A 21,966-nucleotide genomic window follows, 5' to 3' on the forward strand; every position below is an offset into this window, starting at 1 on the left:
TGTGCTGACTTCGGGCGCGGGGCGGGCAGTGCGGGGCGGGGAGCGATGGCGGAGAACGCGGGCAGCGGCGGCGGCAGCGGCGGCGACGGTTCCGGGAGCGGCAGCGGTACGAGTGGCGAAGGCGCGGCCGGCACAGGGCCGTTGACCTGTCCCCGGTGCGGCCGGGAGGACCAGGTGCTCGGCGTGTCCGCCGCGTACCTGCGCTCCAAGGCGAAGATGCGGGTGGAGCGCGGTGGCGGCGAGGACGACAGCGTCACGACCCGCGAGGAGAACTCGGCGCTGGCCAAGGCCCTCGCGGTCGCTCCCGACGAGCCGGACAACGGCACCGCGGGCTGCCTCGGCGTGCTGCTCATTCTCGCCTCGATCGGCGCCTTCGTCTGGAGTGCGATCGAGGGGAAGTGGTTCGAGGACGGCAGTACGTTCCCGCGCCTCTACGGGACCGACGGCGGCGGCCCCTTCGCGGTCGACCCACCCGCGACCTATCTCGTCTGGATCGGTGCGGCCCTGCTGCTCGTCGGCATCGTCCTCCTCGCCCTCTCGGGCCGGGCCGTACGGGCCTGGCGCCGCCGGACCGAACCGGGCCGGGTGGCCGCCGACCGCGTCTGGGCGGACGGCTGGTACTGCGGCCGTTGCGGCACGGTCCACTTCGCGGGCGAACGGGCCCTGACCCTGCAGGAGTTCCGGACCCGCGTCTGGTCGGCGGGCGGCTACGGGGACCTGGCGATGCGGCACCCCGCGGTCTGAAGCGGTGACGGGCCCGTGGCGGGGAAACCCGTGGGCACGGCGGCGCCGGCTGCTTACGCTGTGCGGACTTCGAGCACGACGCGCCTCGGGGGGAACCGCGGCGGGCATCGAGTGCAACAGGCCGGAGCGGGACTCGGGGGCGGGCGCGCCCCGTGCGTGCCCCACTTCCGTCGGTCCGACCAACTGCGGCCGGTCCAGGCGGTGTTCCACTTCGAAGGAGAGTCCGCGGCGCTGACGCTCCAGGAGTCCTACTGGTCCGCCCCCCGCCGCCGCTCCGCCAGCCGCAGGTCCAGCGTGCGGACCGCCGAGCGGAACGAGTGGCCGAGCCCCGGCCGGGCCGCGGTGAGGGCGAAGCGCACGGCGGTCGGGCCGTCCGCGGCGAAGGTCCACTGGACGTGGGTGCCGGAGCCGGAGGGGGTGAGGAGCCACTCCTCCAGCAGGGCCCGTATGCCGGGGGCGTTGGTCGTGTCGACCCGGTACGCGTAGCGCCGCTCCGGATCCGCGGCCATGATCGTTTCCTGGAACCGGATCCCGCCGGCCAGTTTGATCTCGCGCCCGGCGCCGCCGTGCGTGGGCCGGGCCAGGGTGACGGCCCGGAACCAGCTCGGCCAGCCCTCGACCTCCTCGGCCAGCGCCCGGTACACGTCCTCGGGAGCGGCCGTGGTCCGGCCGGCGAAGACCAGGCGGGTGGGGGCGACCTCGATGAAGTCCAGTCCTACGGGGCGGAGTCGGCGGGCCATGGCGGCACTCCCTCGGTTCGGCGAACGGACGGTGGCATCCGGCGGGCTGTCACCTTAGCTGTCGGTCCGTCAGTTGTCCGCCGTGGGGTCGGTCGGCGCGGGACAATGTCGTACATGCTTATCAGAGCAGCACACACCGGCGAGCTGTCCCTCCTGCAGGACATCGAGCGGGCCTCCGGTGAATGCTTCCGGACCATCGGCATGCCGGAGATCGCCGACGACGAGCCGCTTCCGCTGGAGGAACTCCTCGGCTACCGGCGGGCCGGCCTGGCCTGGGTCGCGGCCGAAGGCGCCGGGGCGGGCACCCCGGTGGCCTATCTCCTCGCCGACCGGGTCGACGGGAACCTCCACGTCGAGCAGGTGTCGGTGCATCCGCACTGCGCTCACCGCCGCATCGGACGGTCCCTGCTGGAACACCTCGCGGAGCGGGCCCGGGCGGAGGGCGCCGCCGCGCTGACCCTCACGACCTTCACCGACGTGCCGTGGAACGCCCCGTACTACTCCCGATGCGGATTCCGGACCCTGGACGAGAGCGGCCTCGGGCCCGGCCTGCGCGACATCCGCGACCGTGAGGCCGTGCACGGGCTCGACCGCTGGCCCCGGGTGTGCATGCGCCGCGACGTGTGAAGGCGCGTGCGGGGCCGGCGGTCGGCGGGGCCCGCGGTCAGGGTCACAGGTCCGGGAGGTCCGCCGGGTACAGCAGGGTGAGATCGTCCTTGCTCGGCTCCGACAGCTGCGCGACCCGCCCCGCGTGCCGCTCGACCATCGACTCGAAGGTCTGGCGTGCGGTGCGGCCGTTGCCGAAGGCGGGCCCCTTGGGCAGGTCGGTGAAGTACGTCAGCAGGGCGTCGGAGGTCTTCTCGCCGAGCAGGTACTCGTGCTCCTCGGCCTGCTGTTCCACGATCCGCAGCAGCTCCTCGGGCCCGTAGTCCCCGAAGGTGATGGTCCGGGAGAAACGGGAGGCCACCCCCGGGTTCACGGTGAGGAAGCGGTCCATCTCCTCCGTGTACCCGGCGACGATCACCACCACCGCGTCCCGGTGGTCCTCCATCAGCTTCACCAGGGTGTCGATCGCCTCGCGCCCGAAGTCACGGCCCGAATCCTCGGGCGCCAGCGCGTACGCCTCGTCGATGAACAGCACCCCGCCGCGCGCCCGGTCGAAGGCCTCCTGGGTGCGGATCGCGGTGGACCCGATGTGCTCGCCGACCAGGTCGACCCGGGACACCTCCACGAGGTGGCCGCGCTCCAGCACCCCGAGGGAGGCCAGGATCTCCCCGTACAACCGGGCCACAGTGGTCTTGCCGGTACCGGGGGAGCCGGTGAAGACCAGGTGGCGGCGGACCGAGGCGGCCTTGAGCCCCGCCTGTTGGCGGCGCCGGCCCACCTCGATCATGTCGGTGAGCGCACGGACCTCGCGCTTGACGCTGTCCAGTCCCACGAGCGCGTCGAGGTGCCCCAGCACCTCGACCGAACCACGGGCGGCGGGCTGCCCGGTGGTGCCGGAGTCCGGTTCGTCGGCCGGCCGCTGGGCCGGCACCCGCTCGGCCGTGCCCACCGCAGCGGGGCCCGGAGCCGCCGACACCGTACGGATCCCCGTACGGATCCCCGTACGCTCCCCATCCGCCCCCACGCCCGCACCGGACCCGGCGCCCGCGCCGGAGGGGGACCGGGCGGCGAGGCGCGGTCCGGACTCGTCGCTCGTGCAGTCCTCGGCGAGCGGGCCGTCCTCCGCGAACTCGTAGCCCCCGCGCGCACAGCGCTCGGTGTGGCAGCGGTGCAGGGAGGTGCGGCAGCCGTCGATGACGTGGAAACCGAAGCCCGCGCTGCCCGTGACCCGGCACGCCGTGAAGGTGCCGCGCCCACCGGCGGACACGTAGAAGCCGGCTTCGGCGGGGGAGGTGACCGTGCACCGCTCCAGCGCGGGATCCGCGCCCTTGGTGACGATCACGCCGGTCTGGACGGAGTCGATGGAGCAGTTGGCGAGGGTGCCGCCGCTGCCGTGATCGCGGAACCAGGCCCCCGTCGCCGCCTCCCGGATCCGGCAGTCGTCCAGCTGGGCCGTCGCCCCGTCGCTCACCGAGACGGCGGTGTTGCGCACTTGGGAGATGTCGCTGTCCACGACGTCCACGCGCGAACCCCGGTCCAGGACGAACAGCGCGTCCGGTACGTCGTGCACCCGGCAGGAGTCCAGCGAGACCCCGGCTCCGTCGCTGATCCAGACGGCCGGATAGTCGCCGGTGCTGTCGTGGATCTCGCAGGAGTCGGCGACGACGCGGGTACCCGGATCCCACACGGACAGACCGTTGCGGCCGAAACGGCGGACGCTGGTGCGGCTGAGCGTGAGCACCGAGCGGGAGCGCAGGTCCACCGCGTTCTCGGGGATGTCGTGGATGTCGCAGCCGGCGAGCGTGAGCACGGCGTCCGTGTCGAGGGTGACCCCGTCGGCCGAGGTGCGGTGGACCGCGCAGTCGGTGAGCACGGCCGTGGCCCGGGCGGCGATCTGCACGCCCGCGCCCTTGATCTCGTAGACCTCGCAGCCCAGCGCCTCCAGGCCCGAGCCGTCCCCGGTCACGGCGATGCCGGCGCCCGTGGCGTGGTGGATCCGGCAGCGCTCCAGCCGTGGGCGGCCACCGCCGCGCACCGAAACCCCGGTCTGGCCGGCGGCCACGACCTCGCAGTCGGCGAACACTCCGCCGCCGCCGTCCAGTACGGCGATCCCGATCCCGGCCGGATTCTCCACCGTGCAGCGCCGCACCAGCGGCCGCGCACCGCTCCCGCGGACCTCGATGCCGGCCGCCGACCGGGTGCTCACGCGCAGGTCGGTGAGTTCGGGGGAGCCGTCCTCGACGAGGAGCGCGGGCGCCGTGGGGTCCTGGCCCTCCAGGTGGAGGTCCTGGACGACGGCCGAAGCGCGGACGGTCAGCGCGACCCCGTCGAGCGGTGCGATCCGCACCGAACCCAGCGACCCCTCGGGGCCGCGCAGGGTCACGGCGTGGTGCAGCACCAGATTCTCCCGGTACGTGCCCGGCGCGATGGACAGGACGTCGCCGTCGCCCGCCACGGCCAGTGCGGCGGTCAGCGTCGGATAATCACCGGAGCGGCGACGCCACCGCGAGGAACCGCCGTGCGTCACCTGGACCGTGCCCTGAGCCATGGTGCTGTCGTGCCCCCACCCTCGTGTTCCGTAAGTCCGCCTGCCGGCCGGAGCTGCGGCTCCGGCGCTCCACCGTAGCGCGCGCGGGGCAGGTGAGTTGCCAGGTCAGCTGCCCGCATCCGCCCGGCCCCAGTCCGGCCCCGCCGCGGCCCACGCGCGGTCCAGCCGGATGTACCGCCGATGCATGAGCCTTCGTACGACCAGACGGCGAAGCGTCTCGACGAGCGCGGCGATGCCCAGGGCCGCCGCGAGCCCCGCCACGCCCGCGTGGAAACTGGCCGAGGAGGGGTCGAGGGGCTGTCCGACGAGCCGGCCGTGCGTATCGGTCCATATCCGGAATCGGTCGCCGGGATGCGGCGGCTCCTCCGCGGCCGGCACCGTCCCCTGGTGGTTGCTGCCGTCGGGCGCCGTCCACGACGCGACGATCTGCGTGCGCTGCGGGGTCTGGCGCTGCGCCGCCGGATCGGTGGCCGCACCGAGGAGCGGATCCGGGGTCGGCCGGACCACCACCGCCGGTACGAGATGGCGCTCCTCCCGCTGTTCGCGCGCGGCCCGCTGCAGCGTGCCGTCCACCCGCACGCCGGCGGCCCAGCCGATGGCCGGAGCCACCAACAGGACGCACAGCAGCGCCGCGAAGGCCATCCAGGCCTCGAATAGATCCGTCTGGCGGCGCAGCGGATTGCGCCGCCAGCGCCACACTCCCATTGCTGTCCGCACGGTCCGGCTCCCCCTACTTGTGCCAGTCTGCGCCTGCCTGCCGTCCCAGCCTCCCGCATGCCCCGGCCACCCGCATTCCGGGACGCGCGAGACGTGTGTCACCCGATCCGGCGCTCACCTCCCGAATGTTCCAACGGGCAGGCGGTGGCGGTTGGTTCCAGGGGGACGCGAGAGTCGCTCGAAGGTGTCATTCCGGGTGGTCTCACCGGCCCCTCCCGCAGCTTCTCGGCCTCCGGCGGCTTCTCGGCGCCGGGTAGGGCCGCGGGCGTCCTCACGCCAGGACGCGCACCTCGTCGCCGACCCGCAGCGTCCCCAGCCGCACCGGCACCAGCAGCCGGCCGAAGGCCAGCGACTTCCCGATCCGCCGGTGCCTGGCCAGGGTCTGGAGCGGCTCCTTGCCGCGGATCGCCGTCGTCTGGTCGGTGGTCGTCACGACACAGCGTCCGCACTCGCGCGCCCCGCGGAAGACGGCGTCGCCGATCGCGACGCGCTCCCAGCCGTCCTCGGCCCACGCCTCCGCTCCGGACACCACCACGTTCGGGCGGAACCGGTTCATCGGGAGGGGGCCCTCGCCGGGATGGGATCCCCGGGCGATCAGCGCGTTGAGCGCGTCCAGCGAGGCGAGGGTGGTGATCAGCAGCGGATAGCCGTCGGCGAGGCTCACGGTCTCGCCGGGCAGCGCGTACGCGGGATCGACCGGCCGGCGGACGGCCGGGTCGTCCAGGTGCACCAGGTGTGCCGGTACGCCCAGGTACGCGGTGAACCAGTCGGCCGCGGCGCGCGCCGCCGCCACGGTCTCGATCTTCTTGCCGAAGAGCATCACCGGCTCCAGCGGACCCCGCTGCGGGACCTCCACCGTCAGATCCGCCATGCCCGGCGCCGAGACCTCGAACCCGCCGCCCCCCAGCGGACGGGCCCGTGCCAAGGCCAGCCTCGGCTGCTGGCGTTGGGTGATGACCGTGCCCTCCCCGTCCACCACCGCCCACCTGCGGTCGCCGGACAGACCCCAGGGCTCCACGGCCACCTCGTCGGGTGCCGTCCCCGCCACCGATTTGACGGGATGGACGTGGAGCGCCTGGACACGCAGATTCACCATGGGGAAATACTGCCAGCCGTCCTCACGGACTCCGCGGCGACCTCGTCGAAGAGGGCCGGCCGGCCGTGGCGGTCAGTAACCGCGCCCCTGGGGCTGGTACGGACGTCCGTACGGGTCCTCGAACGAGGCGGCCGGGACGGGCGCGGGCTGCGCCTGCATCGGACGCGGCGCGGCCGGGCGCATGGCCTCGTACCCGGTGCTCGTGGCGACCGGGCGGGGCTGCTGCGGCTGGGGCTGCGGAACGTAACCCGTGCGGGCCGCGAACGGCTGCGGCTGCTGCGGAACGTACGGCACCGGCGCCTGCTGGAGCGGCATCGGCATCGACATGGGCTGCGGCATCGGGGCCATCTGCTGCATGTGCGGCATCTGCTGGGGTGCGGCCTGCTGCTGGTACGGGTACCCGTACGCCGGGGCCGGTTGTTGTTGCGGGCGGGCGGGCGGCAGCGCTGCCGGCAGTGCGGGGAGCGCGGACGCGAGGGCCGGGAGGTACCCACCGCTCGAGTAGCCGGCGCTCGGCGAGTCGTAGGCGGCGGGGACGCGGATCGGGGCGATCTGCGGGGTGCCGCGTTCGGCGACGAGGGAGTCGTAGATAGGGGTGTCCGGGAAGGAGGGCGCGGAGTAGTAACCGCCGCCATAAGTGGAGCGGGGGGAGGTCATGGACCTAAGTTAAGCCCACGACTTCACCGGGTCCATAGCGAGGTGCCGTCAACACCGCCCTGACCTGCATATTCGCAGGTCAGGGCCACAGCTTTCACTTCACGTTCACGTGCACGTTTTGGTCACTTCCGCCCCGTCTTGCTCCTACTCGTACTCACCGGTTGGGTGTTGCACGAATGTGGCGCCGGCTTCGCGCTGACGAGGCGTCACAACCCCGTGACCTCGGACGACGTGAAGTCGAAGGACGAAGTCCGGTTTCAGGCGTCGCCGGGGCGGGCATAGGTACGGCCCTTCCATGCCGCTCCGCGCCCGCGGTAGTGCTGCACGGCCGAGTCGACGGTCATCAGGAGGTAGAGCAGCGCGGTGAGCGGGAGCAGCGGTGCGAGGGCCGCCGGCTGGCGGTAGTAGCGCAGCATCGGCAGGTACGTGCCGGCCATCAGCAGCCAGGCCAGGCCCCCGGCCCAGGCGACGGCGGGCCGGCCGGAGGCGAGGCCCGCGAGCAGCGCCGCCGGCGGCACGAGGTACACCAGGACCAGCCCGGCCACCGTCCCGGTCAGGAGGGCGGGGTGGTGGCGCAGTTGCGCGTAGGCGCTGCGGGAGACCATCCGCCACAGGTCCGCGAGGGAGCTGTACGGGCGCACGCTGTCCACCCGCTCCGCGAGGCCGAGCCAGATCCGCCCGCCGGTGCGCTGGACCGCCCGGGCGAGCGAGACGTCGTCGATGACGGCCTGCCGGATCGACTCCGGGACCCCGGCCCGCACGGCCGCCTCGGTGCGCAGCAGGACGCACCCGCCGGCGGCGGCCGCGGTCCGGGCGGCGGGGCGGTTGATCCACCGGAAGGGGTAGAGCTGGGCGAAGAAGTACACGAAGGCCGGAACGATCAGCCGCTCCCAGACACTGACGGCACGCAGCCGGGCCATCTGGGAGACCAGGTCGAGGTCGGCCGTCGTCGCGGCGCAGACCAGCTCGCGCAGGCTGTCGGGCGCGTGGGCGATGTCTGCGTCGGTGAGGAGGAGGTAGTCGGGGACGGGGCCCGCGCCGGAGCGGGCGTGGGTGATGCCGTGTCGCAGCGCCCAGAGCTTGCCGGTCCAGCCCGCGCCGGGCTCGCCGGGGGAGAGGACCGTCAGGGGCAGCCCGCCGGGGTGCGCGTCGGCGAGCCGCCGGGCGAGGCCGGCCGTGCCGTCCGTGCTGCCGTCGTCGACCAGGATGACCTCGGCCTCGCCGGGATAGTCCTGTGCGAGGAGCGAGGGCAGGCTGTGCGGCAGCACCTCGGCCTCGTCCCTGGCCGGGACCACGATCGCGACGGACGGCCAGCGGGCGGGGGCGTGCCGGGCGGGCAGGCGCGTATCGGTCCGCCAGAACATGCCTTGGCCGAGGGCGAGCCAGAGCCAGACGGCGAGCGAGGCGCACGCGGCGACGAGGAGGTAACCCATCCCGGCAGTCTGCCGGGAGCGGCACCGCGGGGGGTGCCGGGACACCGGGGTTCGGCCGTCCGGATCGGGGCGGGGGCACGGGTGCGGGGGCACGGGTGCGGGGCACGGGTGGGGCGGCACCGACAGCCCCCGGGCGGGAGTGCGGTCGCCCGGGACCGCTTCGCCGTCGGGTGGGGGGTCGGCCGGGCCCGTTGCCCCGGGTGGAGCGGGGGGATCGATTAAGGTGACCAAGTGAAGATCGCCCTCATGGACTCCGGTATCGGCCTCCTCGCGGCGGCCGCCGCGCTGCGGCGGCTGCGGCCGGACGCGGAGCTGGTGCTGTCCAGCGACCCCGACGGGATGCCCTGGGGCCCGAGGACTCCGCAGGACCTCACCGGGCGGGCCCTCACCGTGGCGCGGGCCGCCGCCGCGCACCGGCCGGACGCGCTGATCGTCGCCTGCAACACCGCTTCCGTACACGCCCTGCCCGCGCTGCGCGCCGAGCTGGAGCCGTCGATCCCGGTCATCGGGACCGTACCGGCGATCAAGCCCGCCGCGGCCGCCGGAGGGCGCGTGGCCATCTGGGCCACCCCCGCCACCACCGGCAGCCCCTACCAGCGCGGCCTGATCCGCGACTTCGCCGACGGGGCGCGCGTCACCGAGGTGCCCTGCCCGGGACTGGCCGACGCCGTCGAGTCCGGCGACGAGGCCGCCGTCGTACGGACCGTCGCCGCGGCCGCCGCGCTGACCCCGGCCGACGTCACCGACGTGGTGCTCGGCTGCACCCACTACGAGCTGGTCGAAGCCCCCATCCGGGCCGCGCTCGACCGGCGCACCGGCGGTGGCGCGTACGTGTTCCACGGCTCCGCCGAACCCGTCGCCGTCCAGGCCCTGCGCCGCCTCGGCCTCCGCCCGGAGCCCGGCCTGCCGTACGCCGGCGGCCTGACCGTCCTGCTCAGCGGCCGCCCCGGCACGCTTCCCGGGGCCGCCCTCAAGTACGCCGAAGGCCGCCTGCTGACCGGGCGGAGCGCGGGCGTGGGGGAAGTGGTCGGAGGATCCGTCTCGGGCTGACCCCCGAGGGCGCGGACCTCACAGGGTGCGGACCTCAGAGGGTGCGGACCTCAGCTGAACGCGCGGCGGTAGGCGTGGGGGCTGACCCCGGTGGTGCGCTTGAAGCGGTCGCGGAAGGCGGTGGGCGAACCGAAGCCGACCTGGGTGCCGATGCGTTCGACGGAATGCTGCGTGGTCTCCAGGAGGTGCTGCGCCTGGCGGATGCGGGCGCGGTGGAGCCACTGGAGCGGGGTGCTGCCGGTCTGTTCGCGGAAGTGGCGGATCAGGGTCCGGGTGCTGGTTCCGGCGCGGGCGGCGATGTCGGCGAGCGTGAGGTCGGAGGCCAGGTTCTCCTGTAGCCAGGAGAGCAGGGGTTCCAGCACGGAACCCCGCGGGGTGGGCACGTGGTCGTGCACGATGAACTGCGCCTGCCCGCCCTCCCGCTCCAGGGGCATGACGGACAGCCGGGCCGCGTCGGCGGCGACCGCCGAGCCGTAGTCCTTGCGGATCATGTGCAGGCACAGGTCCAGGCCCGCGGCGGCGCCGGCCGAGGTGAGGATCCGGCCGTTGTCGACGTACAGGACGTCCGGGTCGACCTCGATGTCCGGATAGGTGGCGGCGAGGAGATCGGCCGCCATCCAATGGGTCGTCGCCCGCAGGCCGTTCAGGAGTCCGGTGGCGGCCAGCGGGAACGTCCCCGAGCAGACGGAGGCGATGCGCGTGCCCTGCTCGGCCGCCGCCAGCAGCGCGGCGCGGACGGCGGGGGCGAGCGGGGCCGTGGGTACGTCGGTACCGGGCACGATGATCGTGTCCGCGCCCTGGAGTCCGTCCAGCCCCCACGGTGCGCGCAGGCCGAAGGAACCCGCGTCGACCTCCGGCTGCTCCGCGCACACCCGGATCTGGTAGCCCGGACGGCCGTCCGGTAGGCGGGTACGGCTGAAGACCTCGATCGGGGTGGCCAGATCGAAGGGGATCACCCGGTCCAGGGCGAGGACGGCGACAGTGTGCATGGCCGGAACATACCCGGTTGCCGCGTTCCCCGGATGGGCCTGGTGATCCTGGGACCGCATCTTCGTGCAGGTCGGAGGAGTCTGCGAGCCGGGAGGAGGTCGTGGCGTTATCCCGTTGGAAGGTGTCATTAATGCCACTGGGGCGGGGGGCGCAGGACCCATAGCGTCGAGGGCGAGCCCGGACCGGCACGGACCGGGCCGCCGCACGCGGAGGAACCCTTCATGCACGCCCAGATCGTCCTGTTCGACGGCTTCGATCCCCTCGACGTCATCGCCCCTTACGAGGTCCTCCACGCCGGGGGCACCGCATCCGGCGGCGCGGTGAGCGTGGAGCTGGTCTCCGCCGAAGGGCCGCGCGAGGTGGTCAGCGGCACCGGGGGCCTGGTGCTGCGCGCCACGGGCGCCCTGGACCTCGACCGTGCGGGCCTGGTCCTGGTCCCCGGGGCCTTGGGCCGTGTCGGAGAACCCGGCGAGGTCCCGGACCTGGACGCGGGCGAGGGGCAGCGGCGGCAGGACGAGTTCATCCCCGTCCTGATCGGGCGCACCCTGACCACCGAGCTGCCCGCGCTGCTCGGGGCGGCGATGGCCAACCCGCGGATGACGGTCGCCGCGGTGTGCGGGGGCTCGCTCGTGCTGGCCATGGCCGGCCTGCTGGAGGGCCGCCACGCCACCACCCACCATCTGGGCCTAGACGTGCTCGACGCCACCGGTGCCCACGCCGTGCGCGCCCGCCTCGTCGACGACGGGGACCTCGTCACCGGCGGCGGCGTCACCTCCGGGCTGGACCTGGGCCTGTACCTGCTGGAGCGGGAGGTGGGTCCGAGGGTCGCGCAGGCCGTGGAGGAACTGTTCGCCCATGAACGCCGCGGCACCGTCTGGCGCGCGCGGGGCCCGGCCCCCGTCGGCTTCTGACCGGCGCACCAGGTACCCGCGGCCCCGCCCGCTCCGCACCCCTGCACCTCTACGAAAGAACCACAGCATGTCCGTTGAAGGAACCTGGGACCTGACCGTCTCCACGCCCATCGGCCGGATCAACGCCGTAGTCGAGCTCCTGCGCCAGGACGGCGTCCTGACCGGGATCGCCCGCGGGGCGGGGGAGGAGGTCCCCCTCGCCGACCTCACCCTCACCTGCGACCCAGACCTCGACGGCGACCGCCTCACCTGGAAGCAGGCCGTCGCCAAGCCGATGCGCCTGAACCTGGCCTTCGCCGTGACGGTGACCGGCGACGCCCTGGCCGGGACCTCCAAGGCCGGCCGCCTCCCGGCGTCCAAAGTCACGGGCCGGCGCCGCGCCACCGGCGTCGGGACGGACGCGGAGCCGCGCCCGTGACGAAGCTCTTCCTCTCCCTGCACGTCCTCGCCGCCGTCCTGGCCATCGGTCCGGTCGCCGTCGCCGCGAGCATGTTCCCCGCGGCGCTGCGCCGCGCCACCAGCGCGGCGAGTACCGGTGCGGCGAGTACCGGCGCGTCGGCTGCCGGTGCCCCGGGTGACCGCGACGCCCTGGCGAACCTGCGGCTGCTGCACCGCGTGTGCCGTGTCTACGCGGCCGTCGGCACCGCGGTTCCCGTCCTCGGGTTCTTCACGGCCAGCAGCCTCGGAGTCCTCGGCAGCGGGTGGCTGATCGCCTCGATCGTGCTGACCACCGCCGCGGCCGCCGTCCTCGCCCTGCTGATCCTCCCGGGCCAGGACGCCGCCCTCATCGCCCTGCCGGAGCCGGAGCGGGAGCCGGTGCCGGAGCAGGGACCCGCTCCCGCCGCCCGGTCCGCCGCTCGCCTCGCGATGCTCACCGGGGTCTTCAACCTGCTGTGGGCCACCGTGACCGTCCTGATGATCATCCGCCCGGGCTCCACCACGGGAGCCTGACGGTTCCGCTCCCGCCGCCCGGGGTCCATGCCTCCCCGGCGGCGGAGGCCGCTCCGGCCGTCGCGAGGCGCCGGGCGAGTTCCCGTAGCGCGGCGGCGTCCACCACGTGGTCCCCGTAGCCCGGCACGGGTACGTGCAGCGGGGTCGTCCAGGCCTCCGGGACCGCCGCCGCGCCGTACCGTGCCCCGGCCAGGGTTCCGGTCACCGCCGCCACCGTGTCGGTGTCGCCGCCCAGGTCCACGGCGGCCCGTACGGCCTGCGCGAAGCCCGTCGTGGTGCGCAGCGCCCACACCGCCGAGCCCAGGCAGGGCCACACCGCCCCGTTGAACTCGGTGGCCAGGTCCGGATGCCAGTCCGGGGCCAGGACCCGGGCGTACCGCTCGCGGTGGTCGAGGTGGACCTGCTCCAGCGTCGCGGGCAGCGCGCCGAGCGGGTCACCGCCGTCCAGGGCCACGCGTACGAGCTCGTGCAGGACGGCCGTCCCTTCCCAGGCGGCCCGGTCCCCGTGGGTGAGCGCGGCGATCCGCCGGGCGGCGTCCATGGTCGCGTCCCGCCCGGCGGGGGCGAAGTACACCGCCGAGGTCGAGGCGCGCATCAGGGAACCGTTGCCCGCCGCCCGCGCGTTGACCTGGAAGTGCAGCGCGGCGGCCAGGTCCCACGGGTCGCCGCTGGTCAGCACGATCTCGGTCTGGAGCCCGATGTCCTTGGGGTCCCCGGCCGCCCAGCGCCGGAACCGGTCGAAGACGTCGGGGAGTTCCAGCCCGCCGCACTCCAGCAGCGATGCGCCGACCAGCACCGCCATCTGCGTGTCGTCGGTGGCCTCCCCCGGATCCCAGCCACCGCCCCCGCGCATCTCCTCACCGCGGGCACCCAGCTGCCCGGCGGGCCCGAACTCGTAGGGAGCCCCGAGCGCGTCCCCGGCCGCCGATCCGAGCACGGCGCCGACGGCGCGGTCCATCCGGTCGGTCACGGGCCCTCCTCCTTCGGCCCGGGGCATACGCGGTCCAGCAGGCCGCGGGCGAAGGCGTCCAGGTCGTCCAGCCCGGCCGCGGCCAGGGTGGCCGGGGCTCCCGTCAGGAGGTGGAGGACGGCTCCGTGCAGGGCGAGGGTGAGGGCGCGGGCCCGCTCCGGACCGGCCGGCAGTCCGGCGGCGGCCAGCAGCTGCCCGAACGCCGCGAAGTCCGCCGCCGCGATCGGGTCCAGCAGTGCGGCCAGCCACGGTCGACGGGTCGCCTCCGCCTGGAGCTCCATGTACGCCACGACGCGCGGCCGGCCGGCTCCGGCCGTATCGCGGAGCAGTCCGGCGAGCAGCGCGGCGAGTCCGGCCCGGTCGCCGGGACCCGGGCCGGCCCCGGCGAGCCGGGCGGCGAGTTCCCGGTACTGCTCCAGGCAGCGCTCGGCGACCGCGCGCAGCAGTTCCTCGCGGGTCGGGAAGTAGTTCTTGGCGGTGCCGAGCGGCACGCCGGCCGCCGCGTCGACGGCCCGGTGCGTCAGGCCCCGCCCGCCCGCCTCGGAGAGCACGGCGACGGCCGCGTCGCGCAGCCGGTCCCTTCGGTCCTGGTTCACCTTGTCAGCTTAACCACATCTGTGGTACCACAGATGTGGCACCACAGGTGTGGTGGTCGATCGGGCTGGGGAGCGGCGAGCGAGGGGTGCGCCATGGGCGTGAGCGCGGGGGACAGGGGCGCGGAGAAGGGCTCCGCGCTGGTCGTCGGCGCCGGGGTGGGCGGTCTGGCCACCGCCATCGGCCTGCGGCGGGCCGGGTGGGAGGTGGCCGTCCTGGAGCGCCGGGCCGAGCCGGAGCGGTACGGAACCGCCTTCGGCATCCACCCCACGGCCCAGACGGCCCTGGACCGGCTCGGCCTGGGCGACGCGCTCCGGGCGCGCGCGGTCCCGTACCGCGACGCGCAGATCCGGCGCCCCGACGGCCGGGTGCTGGCCGCGCTCCCCCTTGAGCGGATCGAACGCAAGGAGGGCCGACCCGAACTCCTCATCTCGCGGCCCTACTTGATGGACGCGCTGCACGCCGAGCTGATCCGGCTCGGCGGCACGGAGATCGCGTACGGGCGGGCGTACGAGGCTTCGGCCGCGCGGGGCGCCGACCTCCTCGTCGGCGCCGACGGGATCAACAGCGCGGTCCGCGCCGCCCGCTTCGAGGGCGGGAGCCGGCCGCGCGAGCTCGGCTCCACGGCCTGGATCGGCACCGCCGGGTTCGAGACCGGCGTCTACGGCGAGACCTGGGGCCGGGGCCGCTTCTTCGGGATGACCCCGGTCGAACCCGGGCGCACCAACTGGTACGCCACCGTTCCCGAGGCCACCACGGCCGAGGAACTGCGGGCCGCCTTCGCCGACTGGCACGACCCCGTCCCGCGCGTGCTCGCCGACACCGACCCGCAGACCTGGATCCGCTACCGGATGCGCCACCTCCACCCGGCGCTGCCCTCCTTCACCCGCACGGCCGGGCCCGGACCGGTCGCGCTCGTCGGCGACGCGGCCCACGCCATGACCCCGAACCTCGGCCAGGGCGCCTGCACCGCGCTCCTCGACGCGGAGGCCCTCACCCGGGCCGTCGCCGCCCACGGCCCCGGCGGCCTGCCCGCCGCACTGCGCGCGTACGACGGCGAACGCCGCCGCAGCGCTCAGCGGGTGGCATTCGGCTCCCGAACCCTGCACCGCTTCATCACCGTCCGCCGCCCGGCCCTGCGCGACGCGCTCGTCGGTCTGCTGCCGGGTTAGCCCGCCCCGGTCCACGTCATTCGTATCGAGAGGGTCGGTGGCGGCCCTGCGGAACGTGAGTACGCTGCTACACATGACGGGTCACCCGCCGGGACCGCTCTGGACGGGCCGGGCATCCAACCGTGTGCAGTGGCTGCTCGCCGGAGCCGGTGCGGCCTTTCTGGCGCTCGGGATCGAGATCGCCGTCGACCACGCCTGGGGCGCCGGTATCGTCGCGCTGCTCATGGCGGTGATCGGCTGTCTCGCCGCGGGCCTGCTCATCCTCTTCGGCACCCTCGCCTTCGTGCACGCCGCCGTCACCGTCGACGCCGAGGCCGTCGAGGTGCGCTGCGGGCACATCGGGCTGCCGCGCCGCAGGATCCGTCTCACGGACGTGGAGGCCGCCGAGTACCTGCCCCGGATCACCCCCCAGCAGTGGGGCGGCTGGGGCTACCGCTGGCGCCCCGAGCGGGGGACCGCCGTCATCGTCCGGCGCGGCGAGGGCGTGGAGCTGCGGCTCGGCGACGGCAAGCTGTTCACCGTCACGGTCGACGACGCGGAGAACGCGGTCCGTGTGATCCGCACCCATCTGCGCACCCTGGCCCACTGACGCCGCCGCCGGCACAGCGAGGGGACGTACACTCCGCCAGATGAGCAGCAGTGCGACCCGCGCGGCCGGGAACGATGCCGGGAACGACCAAGGGCAGGGGCCGGTGCCGGAGACGGAGACCCTGGCGGGATCGCCCGCGCGGCGGTGGGCCGGCCGGCTCGCGCGGCCCGCGTGCGCCGTCCTCTCCGGAGTGCTCCTCTACCTCAGCTTCCCGCCCCGCACCCTGTGGTGGCTGGCCCCCCTCGCCCTCGCCCTGCTCGGCTGGTGCCTGTACGGGCGCCGCGCGCGGGCCGGTTTCGGCCTCGGCGTGCTGCACGGCCTCGGCTTCCTGCTGCCGCTGCTCGTCTGGACCGGCGAGGGCGTCGGCCCGGTGCCGTGGCTGGCGCTCGTCACCCTCGAATCCCTGCTGATCGGCCTCACCGCCCTCGGCATCGCCCTCGTCAGCCGGCTCCCCGGCTGGCCGCTGTGGGGCGCCGCCGTCTGGATCGCCGGCGAGGCGCTGCGCGCCCGGGCCCCCTTCGGCGGTTTCCCCTGGGGCAAGCTCGCCTTCGGCCAGCCCGACGGGGTCTTCCTGCCGCTGGCCGCGCTCGGCGGCACCCCGCTGCTCTCCTTCGCCGTGGCCCTGTGCGGATTCGGGCTGTACGAGGTGCTGCGCGTCGGCGCCGACACCCGCCGGGCCACCGCCGCACTGCTCGCGGCCACCGCCGTGGCCGCCCCGCTCGCCGGGGCGCTGGCCGCCCGGCCGCTCGTCTCGGACGCCGCCGAGGACGGCACCGTGACGGCCGCCGTCATCCAGGGCAACGTCCCGCGCGCCGGATTCGACTTCAACGCCCAGCGCCGCCAGGTCCTGGACAACCACGCCAACCGCACGATCCAGCTCGCCGAGGACATCAAGCTCGGCAAGGTCGCGAAACCGGACTTCGTCGTCTGGCCGGAGAACTCCTCGGACATCGACCCGTATGCCGAGCCCGATGCCTACGCCGTCATCGACAACGCGGTCAAGACCATCGGGGTGCCCGTCGCCATCGGCTCCGTGCTGGCACCGGAGACCGGCCCGCTGCGCAACACGATGATCCTGTGGGACCCGGTCAAGGGCCCCGTCGACACCTATGACAAGCGCAAGATCCAGCCCTTCGGCGAGCGCATCCCGATGCGCTCCTTCGTCCGTCTCTTCAGCTCCGACGTGGACCGGGTCCGGCGCGACTTCGGCCCCGGCAAGGAGCCCGGGGTCTTCGACATGGCGGGCAGCGGGGTCGGCATGGTCACCTGCTACGAGGCCGCCTTCGACGACGCCGTCCGCTCCACCGTCCAGGCCGGAGCCCAGGTCATCGCCGTGCCCAGCAACAACGCCACCTTCGGCCGCACCGAGATGACCTACCAGCAGCTCGCCATGGACCGGGTGCGGGCCGTGGAGCACAGCCGGACGGTCCTGGTGCCCGTCACCAGCGGGGTCAGCGCCGTGATCCGTCCCGACGGCGAGATCGTGCAGCAGACGAAGATGTTCACGGCCGACGCCCTGGTCGCGGAGATCCCGCTGCGCTCCACGCAGACCCCGGCCACCCGCTTCGGCCCGCTCGCCGAGTACCTCCTGCTGGCCGTGGCCGCGGCCGGACTCGGCTGGTCCTTCGCACGCCGGATGCGCAGGGCCTCGTAGGGTCGGGGCATGACCACACCTGACTTCATCCGCACCCTGCGCGCCACCGCGGGTCACCAGTTGCTGCTGCTGCCCGGGGTGACCGCAGTCGTCGTCGACGACCGGGGGCAGGTCCTGCTGGGCCGGCGCGCCGACACCGGCCGCTGGTCGGTGGTCGGCGGGATCGCGGAGCCGGGGGAGCAGCCGGCCGACACGGCGGTGCGCGAGGTGTACGAGGAGACGGCCGTGCGGTGCGTACCGGAACGGGTGGTGCTGGTGCAGATGCTCCCGCCGATCACCTACCCGAACGGGGACGTCTGCCAGTTCCAGGACATCACCTTCCGCTGCCGGGCCACGGGCGGGCAGGCGGCACGGGTCAACGACAACGAGTCGCTGGAGGTGGCCTGGTTCGAACCGGACGCGCTGCCGGAGCCGCTGGAGTCCTTCGCGGTGGACCGGATCCGCCAGGCGCTGAAGGACGAGCCGACCTGGTTCGCTCAGCCGTTGTCGGACGCCTCGCGGTAGAGCTCCACCGCCTGATCGCCCATGACCGCGCTGTACGAGACCTCCGGCACGGTCCCGCCGCCCTCGTAACCCCCGAGGACGCCCGCCAGGGCGCCGTCGACGAGCCAGGGGCTGCCACTGGTGCCGCCGCTGAGGTCCGGGCACTCGATGCGGCGCTGGGTCTCGGAGAAGAGCGTCGTCGCGTTGGCGCAGTACAACGGGGACTCGTCGCCGCTCGGGTAGCCCACGATGGACACCGTGGCGTCGGCCGGCTGCTGCGCGACGACCGGGAAGCCCCCGACCACGTCCTCGACCCGCCGGCCGTCCGCCTGCCCGCCGTCCACCGGGGTCACCGTCGCGAAGGCGATGTCCTCGTCGGGGTCCTCGCCGTCCGTCCAGCCCGGAGCCACGTACGTGCCGGTCAGCTTCCACAGACCGTACGGTGCCTCGCCGTCGCGGTAGCCCGGGGCGAAGAAGGTGGTGTCCGGGCTGCCCAGGCAGTGGGCGGCGGTGACGATCACGTCCCGGTCCTGGCTGCGCACCACGGAAGCCGTGCAGAAGTGGCCGCCGTCGAGGCCGCCCGCGAAGAGCGCACCGACCCGCCCGGCCGTCCCGTCGGCCGCGGCCGTGACCGTGACGCCGAGCGGCGGTTCGGCCGACGCGTCGGGGACGTCGACGCTGAGCAGGGCCGTCATGGCGGCCAGGGCGAGCAGGATCCGTGCAGCGCGCCGGCCACGGGCACGGGCGCGGGAGCGGCGGTCCGGTCGGGAGGGGAGGCACTGGATCATGCTCCGAGCCTCACGCGCGAACCTGTGACCGGAGCCGGGGAATCCGTATGAATCCGCTGTGAATCGGCGGGCCGAGGAGGACGGGGAGGCGGGCGGGGCGTCGGGCGGCCCGTGTGCGGAGGGTCGGGCAGGCCGACCGGCGTCAGCCGCGCCGCTCGTACACCGTCACCCGGCGGCCGCGCACCTGCCGGTCCTCCACCACGGTGAACTCGGCCCGCAGGACCCCCGCCTTCGCCCGGTCCGCCGGGGATCCCGGGGGCTTCGCCGCCTTCCCCGAGTCCGTCACCAGGAGGACCCGCCGCTGCTCCCGCAGGGCCGCGGAGATCCGTGCCGGGTCGGCCTCCTCGCCCTTGAGGGTCCCCGACTCCGCGGGGCCCCGGGACAGGGCGATGTCCTTCAGGCCGGCGAACGCCCCGGGCGAGACCAACGCAGTGTCCCGCCGGGCCGCCGGGGCGAAGAGCACCGCGTCACCGTCCCGCTTCAGCGCGGACACCTCCCCGGCCACCGCCAGCACGTCGTCCACCCGGCTGGCCGGAGACCTGTCGGCCAGGGCCACGGGCAGCAGCGCCACCGCCGAGACCGCGAACGCGACGGGCACGAGTGCGCCCGACGCCCTCGGGTACCGGGGGGCGAGGGCCCGTACGGCCGTGCCCAGCGCCGCGCCGATCAGCAGGGCCAGACCCAGCATGGAGAACAGTACGTACCGGTCCAGGAACAGCGGCTGGACCAGGGAGACGGCGGCCAGCCCCAGCAGGGGCACCGCCAGCAGCGGCAGTCCGACCGAGGCCGCCGTCAGCCGGGCCGGGAGACCGGTGCGCGGCCCGCCCGCGAGGTCCGCCCACGCACCCAGCGCGCCCACCGCCAGCAGGACGCCCGGGCCGATCATCATGTGCCAGGTCAGCGGCGGGATCCAGGACACCTGCCCGGACTGGGTCCGGCTGAACAGGATCAGCGGCAGCGCCCCCGCCACGGCCGCCGCCGAGGCGAGCAGCCAGGGCGCCACGACGCCGCGCCGGGCCCGCACCCACCACAGGGTCACCGCGTGGGCGGGCAGGATCAGCAGGGAGAACCAGTTCAGCAGGGCGCAGACCAGCACGAGAGCCCCGTACGCCGTCCAGCGCGGCCCGGTCCGCCGCCCGGGACCGGCTCCGCTGCCGGCTCCGTCACCGTCTTCGGCTCCGGGGCCCGCGATCAGCGAGACGAGCAGCAGGGTCGACAGTCCGGCCCCGCCCGCGATCAGCGCGTACGACCGGCCCTCCTGGAGCTGGAACTGCACGGCCGGCAGCAGCCCGAGGGCCAGCCCGCCGCCCAGCCCCGCCCACGGACCCGCCAGCCGGCGTCCGATCAGCGCCACACAGCCGGCGGCGACCGCAACGGCCAGCACCGAGGGCAGGCGCAGGGTGGTCGTGCTCGCCCCGAACACCTCGAAGAGCAGGTGCATCAGCAGGTAGTACAGCCCGTGGACCGCGTCCACGTTGCCGAGCAGGTGCCAGATCTCACCGGGGGAGCGCTCCGCCACCTGCCAGGTTGCGGCCTCGTCCCGCCACACGCTGTTCTGCCGGGAGAGCCCCCACATCCCGAGCGACAGGGTCCAGAGGACCGGCACCAGCCACACGAGATACGGCCGTCGGACACCGGTGGATATGTGGGAACTCATGAAAGCGTGACGATCCTCGAGCAGCCGTTCGGGCGGAAAGCACCAGTCTATGGACGATGCGGAGGGTTCCCGGACCGGCTGTTGTGCACGACGGAGCGTGATCAAGGGGCCCGCCCGCCCCTAGCCTCGCGGCAGCAAGGTGCGCAACAGGCACGCAGAGCACGAACGAGGGGCGGTACCCGGTGAACTGGCTGATCCACGACTACCGCGAGAGCGATCTCGCGGCCGTTGTCCATCTGATCGACACCACGGCCGAACTCGGCCAGGAGTCGGTCTTCTCACTCGCCGAATGCATCAGCGCCCTCACCGACCGGCAGCCCTGCGTGGTCGCCGTCCACCAGGGCGTCCCCATCGGCGCCGCCCTCGCCTGCGTCACCGGCGAACGCGCCTGGGTCATGCGCATCGCCATCGCCGCCGGCTGGCGCGGCCGCGGCCTGGCCAGCGCGCTGCTCGTGGAGCTGGAGCGACGGCTGATCGCCGCCCGCGTCGGGCGCATCGCGTACGTCCTGCCCGAGGAGGACCTGCTCGGAGAGGGACTGCTCAACGCGGGCTATACCCGGCAGCCCGCCGTCGCCTACTTCGAGAAGACCGAGCCGCTGCACGGCCCGGCCGCCGGCCTCCTGGACGACCTCGGCGGCCGCTTCCTGCCGAGCGACCTGTGGGCCAAGGTCGCCGGCATGGAGACCGAGAAGGACCTCATCGAGCGGCGCGTGGTCCTGCCGCTCGCCGAGCCCGAGCGGGCCGCCGCGCACGGGGTGCGGCCGCCGCGCGCCATCACCCTCTTCGGCCCGCCCGGCACCGGGAAGACCACCTTCGCCCGGGCCATCGCCTCCCGGCTCGGCTGGCCCTTCGTGGAACTGCTGCCCTCCCGCCTCGCCGACGAGGGCAACCTCGCGGCCGCGCTGCGCGACGCGTTCGCCCGCATCGCCGAGCTGGAACGGGTGCTCGTCTTCATCGACGAGGTTGAGGAGATCGCGCCCGTGCGCACCGAGCCAGCGCAGCCCGGCGGGATCCACGGCGTGACCAACGAGCTGCTCAAGCTGATACCCGGCTTCCGCGAGGGCGACGAACGGCTGCTGGTCTGCGCGACCAACTCCATCCGCTCCCTCGACCCGGCCTTCCTGCGCCCCGGCCGCTTCGACTACCTGATCCCGATCGGCACCCCGGACCCGGGCGCCCGCGCCGCGATCTGGGCCCGGTACACGGCGGGCCGTCCCGATGTGGACGTGGCGGCGCTGGTGGAGGCGACCGAACTGTTCACCCCGGCCGACATCGAGCACGCGGCCCGGATCGCCGCGCAGGTGTCCTTCGAGCGGGACCTGGAGGCGGTGGGAGCGCGCGGCGCGGCGGCGGCCCAACTGGGCGCGAGCACGGAGGACTACCTGGCGGCGGTGGCGCAGTGCCGGCCGACGGTGACGCCGGAGATGACGGGAGAGTTCGCGGCGGACATCACCGCGCACGCCCGCTTCTGACGGGGAGGCGCCCGGAAGGGAGCCGCCCGAGCTGCCTGCACGCCACGGACGGGCAGGCGGAAATGGCCCGCAGCCACTCCCCAAAGCGGCTGCGGGCCTCCCGCGCGGACTTGGCATCCGTGCGGGACGGCCACGTTCCTTTGG

Annotated in this window: 22 protein-coding genes; 11 read left to right on the forward strand and 11 right to left on the reverse strand. The window is 74.3% G+C overall.

What is annotated here, in order from left to right; genetic code table 11:
• The first annotated feature begins 45 nt into the window (after positions 1 to 45).
• Entirely contained in the window at positions 46 to 744 is a 699-nt protein-coding gene (locus tag ACE1OC_RS35470; protein WP_407840430.1) for a hypothetical protein, read from the forward strand.
• A gap of 248 nt (positions 745 to 992) precedes the next feature.
• Here the strand turns inward: ACE1OC_RS35470 and ACE1OC_RS35475 are convergent, their stop codons facing one another.
• Positions 993 to 1,484, reverse strand: a complete 492-nt coding sequence (locus tag ACE1OC_RS35475) for an SRPBCC family protein (RefSeq protein WP_407840431.1) — start codon at positions 1,482 to 1,484, stop codon at positions 993 to 995.
• Positions 1,485 to 1,598: 114 nt separating this feature from the next.
• Here ACE1OC_RS35475 and ACE1OC_RS35480 point away from each other — a divergent pair, with 114 nt between their 5' ends.
• Complete coding sequence (locus ACE1OC_RS35480; RefSeq protein ID WP_407840432.1) at positions 1,599 to 2,111, forward strand: GNAT family N-acetyltransferase; 513 nt, start codon at positions 1,599 to 1,601, stop codon at positions 2,109 to 2,111.
• Between the two features lie 43 nt (positions 2,112 to 2,154).
• On the opposite strand, the gene ACE1OC_RS35485 is transcribed toward ACE1OC_RS35480, so the two are convergent.
• The 5 genes from ACE1OC_RS35485 to ACE1OC_RS35505 all read right to left on the reverse strand — a co-directional run bounded on the left by ACE1OC_RS35485 (position 2,155) and on the right by ACE1OC_RS35505 (position 8,541).
• A complete protein-coding gene (locus ACE1OC_RS35485; protein WP_407840433.1) occupies positions 2,155 to 4,638 on the reverse strand; it encodes a right-handed parallel beta-helix repeat-containing protein in 2,484 nt (827 codons plus the stop codon).
• A 105-nt stretch (positions 4,639 to 4,743) separates the two neighbouring features.
• On the reverse strand, positions 4,744 to 5,355 hold the full coding sequence (locus ACE1OC_RS35490) for a hypothetical protein (RefSeq protein WP_250738933.1): 612 nt from the start codon (positions 5,353 to 5,355) through the stop codon (positions 4,744 to 4,746).
• 271 nt (positions 5,356 to 5,626) lie between these two features.
• On the reverse strand, positions 5,627 to 6,451 hold the full coding sequence (locus tag ACE1OC_RS35495; RefSeq protein ID WP_407840434.1) for an MOSC domain-containing protein: 825 nt from the start codon (positions 6,449 to 6,451) through the stop codon (positions 5,627 to 5,629).
• A gap of 72 nt (positions 6,452 to 6,523) precedes the next feature.
• A complete protein-coding gene (locus tag ACE1OC_RS35500; protein ID WP_407840435.1) occupies positions 6,524 to 7,108 on the reverse strand; it encodes a DUF6643 family protein in 585 nt (194 codons plus the stop codon).
• Between the two features lie 257 nt (positions 7,109 to 7,365).
• The gene (locus tag ACE1OC_RS35505; RefSeq protein ID WP_407840436.1) at positions 7,366 to 8,541 is read right to left on the reverse strand and encodes a glycosyltransferase; all 1,176 of its coding nucleotides are present in this window, start codon (positions 8,539 to 8,541) and stop codon (positions 7,366 to 7,368) included.
• Between the two features lie 231 nt (positions 8,542 to 8,772).
• Between ACE1OC_RS35505 and ACE1OC_RS35510 the strand changes: the two genes are divergently transcribed.
• Positions 8,773 to 9,591, forward strand: coding sequence for a glutamate racemase (locus ACE1OC_RS35510; RefSeq protein ID WP_407840437.1), 819 nt, complete (start codon positions 8,773 to 8,775; stop codon positions 9,589 to 9,591).
• Between the two features lie 50 nt (positions 9,592 to 9,641).
• On the opposite strand, the gene ACE1OC_RS35515 is transcribed toward ACE1OC_RS35510, so the two are convergent.
• On the reverse strand, positions 9,642 to 10,580 hold the full coding sequence (locus tag ACE1OC_RS35515; protein WP_407840438.1) for a GlxA family transcriptional regulator: 939 nt from the start codon (positions 10,578 to 10,580) through the stop codon (positions 9,642 to 9,644).
• Between the two features lie 222 nt (positions 10,581 to 10,802).
• Between ACE1OC_RS35515 and ACE1OC_RS35520 the strand changes: the two genes are divergently transcribed.
• The 3 genes from ACE1OC_RS35520 to ACE1OC_RS35530 all read left to right on the forward strand — a co-directional run bounded on the left by ACE1OC_RS35520 (position 10,803) and on the right by ACE1OC_RS35530 (position 12,443).
• Positions 10,803 to 11,492, forward strand: coding sequence for a DJ-1/PfpI family protein (locus tag ACE1OC_RS35520; RefSeq protein WP_407840439.1), 690 nt, complete (start codon positions 10,803 to 10,805; stop codon positions 11,490 to 11,492).
• 67 nt (positions 11,493 to 11,559) lie between these two features.
• On the forward strand, positions 11,560 to 11,910 hold the full coding sequence (locus tag ACE1OC_RS35525; RefSeq protein ID WP_407840440.1) for a hypothetical protein: 351 nt from the start codon (positions 11,560 to 11,562) through the stop codon (positions 11,908 to 11,910).
• On the forward strand, positions 11,907 to 12,443 hold the full coding sequence (locus tag ACE1OC_RS35530; protein ID WP_407840441.1) for a hypothetical protein: 537 nt from the start codon (positions 11,907 to 11,909) through the stop codon (positions 12,441 to 12,443). Before ACE1OC_RS35525 ends, ACE1OC_RS35530 begins: the two co-directional genes overlap by 4 nt.
• Here ACE1OC_RS35530 and ACE1OC_RS35535 read toward each other — a convergent pair.
• On the reverse strand, positions 12,412 to 13,401 hold the full coding sequence (locus ACE1OC_RS35535) for an ADP-ribosylglycohydrolase family protein (protein WP_407841782.1): 990 nt from the start codon (positions 13,399 to 13,401) through the stop codon (positions 12,412 to 12,414). The two genes, ACE1OC_RS35530 and ACE1OC_RS35535, sit on opposite strands and share 32 nt — an antisense overlap.
• Before the next feature lie 8 nt (positions 13,402 to 13,409).
• Positions 13,410 to 14,009 carry a TetR/AcrR family transcriptional regulator gene (locus ACE1OC_RS35540; RefSeq protein ID WP_407840442.1) on the reverse strand — a complete coding sequence of 200 codons (600 nt, stop codon included), beginning with the start codon at positions 14,007 to 14,009 and terminating at the stop codon, positions 13,410 to 13,412.
• 93 nt (positions 14,010 to 14,102) lie between these two features.
• Here ACE1OC_RS35540 and ACE1OC_RS35545 point away from each other — a divergent pair, with 93 nt between their 5' ends.
• From ACE1OC_RS35545 to ACE1OC_RS35560, 4 genes are all read left to right on the forward strand, one after another.
• The gene (locus ACE1OC_RS35545; protein WP_407840443.1) at positions 14,103 to 15,179 is read left to right on the forward strand and encodes an FAD-dependent oxidoreductase; all 1,077 of its coding nucleotides are present in this window, start codon (positions 14,103 to 14,105) and stop codon (positions 15,177 to 15,179) included.
• A gap of 73 nt (positions 15,180 to 15,252) precedes the next feature.
• Positions 15,253 to 15,768, forward strand: a complete 516-nt coding sequence (locus ACE1OC_RS35550) for a hypothetical protein (protein ID WP_407840444.1) — start codon at positions 15,253 to 15,255, stop codon at positions 15,766 to 15,768.
• Between the two features lie 40 nt (positions 15,769 to 15,808).
• Positions 15,809 to 17,422, forward strand: a complete 1,614-nt coding sequence (lnt, locus tag ACE1OC_RS35555; protein ID WP_407840445.1) for an apolipoprotein N-acyltransferase — start codon at positions 15,809 to 15,811, stop codon at positions 17,420 to 17,422.
• 9 nt (positions 17,423 to 17,431) lie between these two features.
• Positions 17,432 to 17,926: an NUDIX hydrolase gene (locus ACE1OC_RS35560; protein ID WP_407840446.1), complete on the forward strand. Its 495-nt coding sequence runs from the start codon at positions 17,432 to 17,434 to the stop codon at positions 17,924 to 17,926.
• Here ACE1OC_RS35560 and ACE1OC_RS35565 read toward each other — a convergent pair.
• Positions 17,899 to 18,693: a trypsin-like serine peptidase gene (locus ACE1OC_RS35565; protein WP_407840447.1), complete on the reverse strand. Its 795-nt coding sequence runs from the start codon at positions 18,691 to 18,693 to the stop codon at positions 17,899 to 17,901. The two genes, ACE1OC_RS35560 and ACE1OC_RS35565, sit on opposite strands and share 28 nt — an antisense overlap.
• A 142-nt stretch (positions 18,694 to 18,835) precedes the next feature.
• Positions 18,836 to 20,350 carry a hypothetical protein gene (locus tag ACE1OC_RS35570; RefSeq protein ID WP_407840448.1) on the reverse strand — a complete coding sequence of 505 codons (1,515 nt, stop codon included), beginning with the start codon at positions 20,348 to 20,350 and terminating at the stop codon, positions 18,836 to 18,838.
• 182 nt (positions 20,351 to 20,532) lie between these two features.
• Between ACE1OC_RS35570 and ACE1OC_RS35575 the strand changes: the two genes are divergently transcribed.
• On the forward strand, positions 20,533 to 21,822 hold the full coding sequence (locus tag ACE1OC_RS35575; protein ID WP_407840449.1) for an ATP-binding protein: 1,290 nt from the start codon (positions 20,533 to 20,535) through the stop codon (positions 21,820 to 21,822).
• Positions 21,823 to 21,966: the final 144 nt, after the last annotated feature.

It is taken from the genome of Streptomyces stoeckheimensis, from assembly GCF_045822005.1.
In the GTDB taxonomy this organism is placed as follows: domain Bacteria; phylum Actinomycetota; class Actinomycetes; order Streptomycetales; family Streptomycetaceae; genus Streptomyces; species Streptomyces stoeckheimensis.

What these genes read in the sequence shown, in the direction of transcription:
- ACE1OC_RS35470 (WP_407840430.1), top strand. Translation starts at nt 46, where the DNA reads ATGGCGGAGAACGCGGGCAGCGGCGGCGGCAGCGGCGGCGACGGTTCC.
- ACE1OC_RS35475 (WP_407840431.1), bottom strand. Translation starts at nt 1,484, where the DNA reads ATGGCCCGCCGACTCCGCCCCGTAGGACTGGACTTCATCGAGGTCGCC.
- ACE1OC_RS35480 (WP_407840432.1), top strand. Translation starts at nt 1,599, where the DNA reads ATGCTTATCAGAGCAGCACACACCGGCGAGCTGTCCCTCCTGCAGGAC.
- ACE1OC_RS35485 (WP_407840433.1), bottom strand. Translation starts at nt 4,638, where the DNA reads ATGGCTCAGGGCACGGTCCAGGTGACGCACGGCGGTTCCTCGCGGTGG.
- ACE1OC_RS35495 (WP_407840434.1), bottom strand. Translation starts at nt 6,451, where the DNA reads ATGGTGAATCTGCGTGTCCAGGCGCTCCACGTCCATCCCGTCAAATCG.
- ACE1OC_RS35500 (WP_407840435.1), bottom strand. Translation starts at nt 7,108, where the DNA reads ATGACCTCCCCCCGCTCCACTTATGGCGGCGGTTACTACTCCGCGCCC.
- ACE1OC_RS35505 (WP_407840436.1), bottom strand. Translation starts at nt 8,541, where the DNA reads ATGGGTTACCTCCTCGTCGCCGCGTGCGCCTCGCTCGCCGTCTGGCTC.
- ACE1OC_RS35515 (WP_407840438.1), bottom strand. Translation starts at nt 10,580, where the DNA reads ATGCACACTGTCGCCGTCCTCGCCCTGGACCGGGTGATCCCCTTCGAT.
- ACE1OC_RS35520 (WP_407840439.1), top strand. Translation starts at nt 10,803, where the DNA reads ATGCACGCCCAGATCGTCCTGTTCGACGGCTTCGATCCCCTCGACGTC.
- ACE1OC_RS35525 (WP_407840440.1), top strand. Translation starts at nt 11,560, where the DNA reads ATGTCCGTTGAAGGAACCTGGGACCTGACCGTCTCCACGCCCATCGGC.
- ACE1OC_RS35535 (WP_407841782.1), bottom strand. Translation starts at nt 13,401, where the DNA reads ATGGACCGCGCCGTCGGCGCCGTGCTCGGATCGGCGGCCGGGGACGCG.
- ACE1OC_RS35545 (WP_407840443.1), top strand. Translation starts at nt 14,103, where the DNA reads ATGGGCGTGAGCGCGGGGGACAGGGGCGCGGAGAAGGGCTCCGCGCTG.
- ACE1OC_RS35550 (WP_407840444.1), top strand. Translation starts at nt 15,253, where the DNA reads ATGACGGGTCACCCGCCGGGACCGCTCTGGACGGGCCGGGCATCCAAC.
- lnt (WP_407840445.1), top strand. Translation starts at nt 15,809, where the DNA reads ATGAGCAGCAGTGCGACCCGCGCGGCCGGGAACGATGCCGGGAACGAC.
- ACE1OC_RS35560 (WP_407840446.1), top strand. Translation starts at nt 17,432, where the DNA reads ATGACCACACCTGACTTCATCCGCACCCTGCGCGCCACCGCGGGTCAC.
- ACE1OC_RS35565 (WP_407840447.1), bottom strand. Translation starts at nt 18,693, where the DNA reads ATGATCCAGTGCCTCCCCTCCCGACCGGACCGCCGCTCCCGCGCCCGT.
- ACE1OC_RS35570 (WP_407840448.1), bottom strand. Translation starts at nt 20,350, where the DNA reads ATGAGTTCCCACATATCCACCGGTGTCCGACGGCCGTATCTCGTGTGG.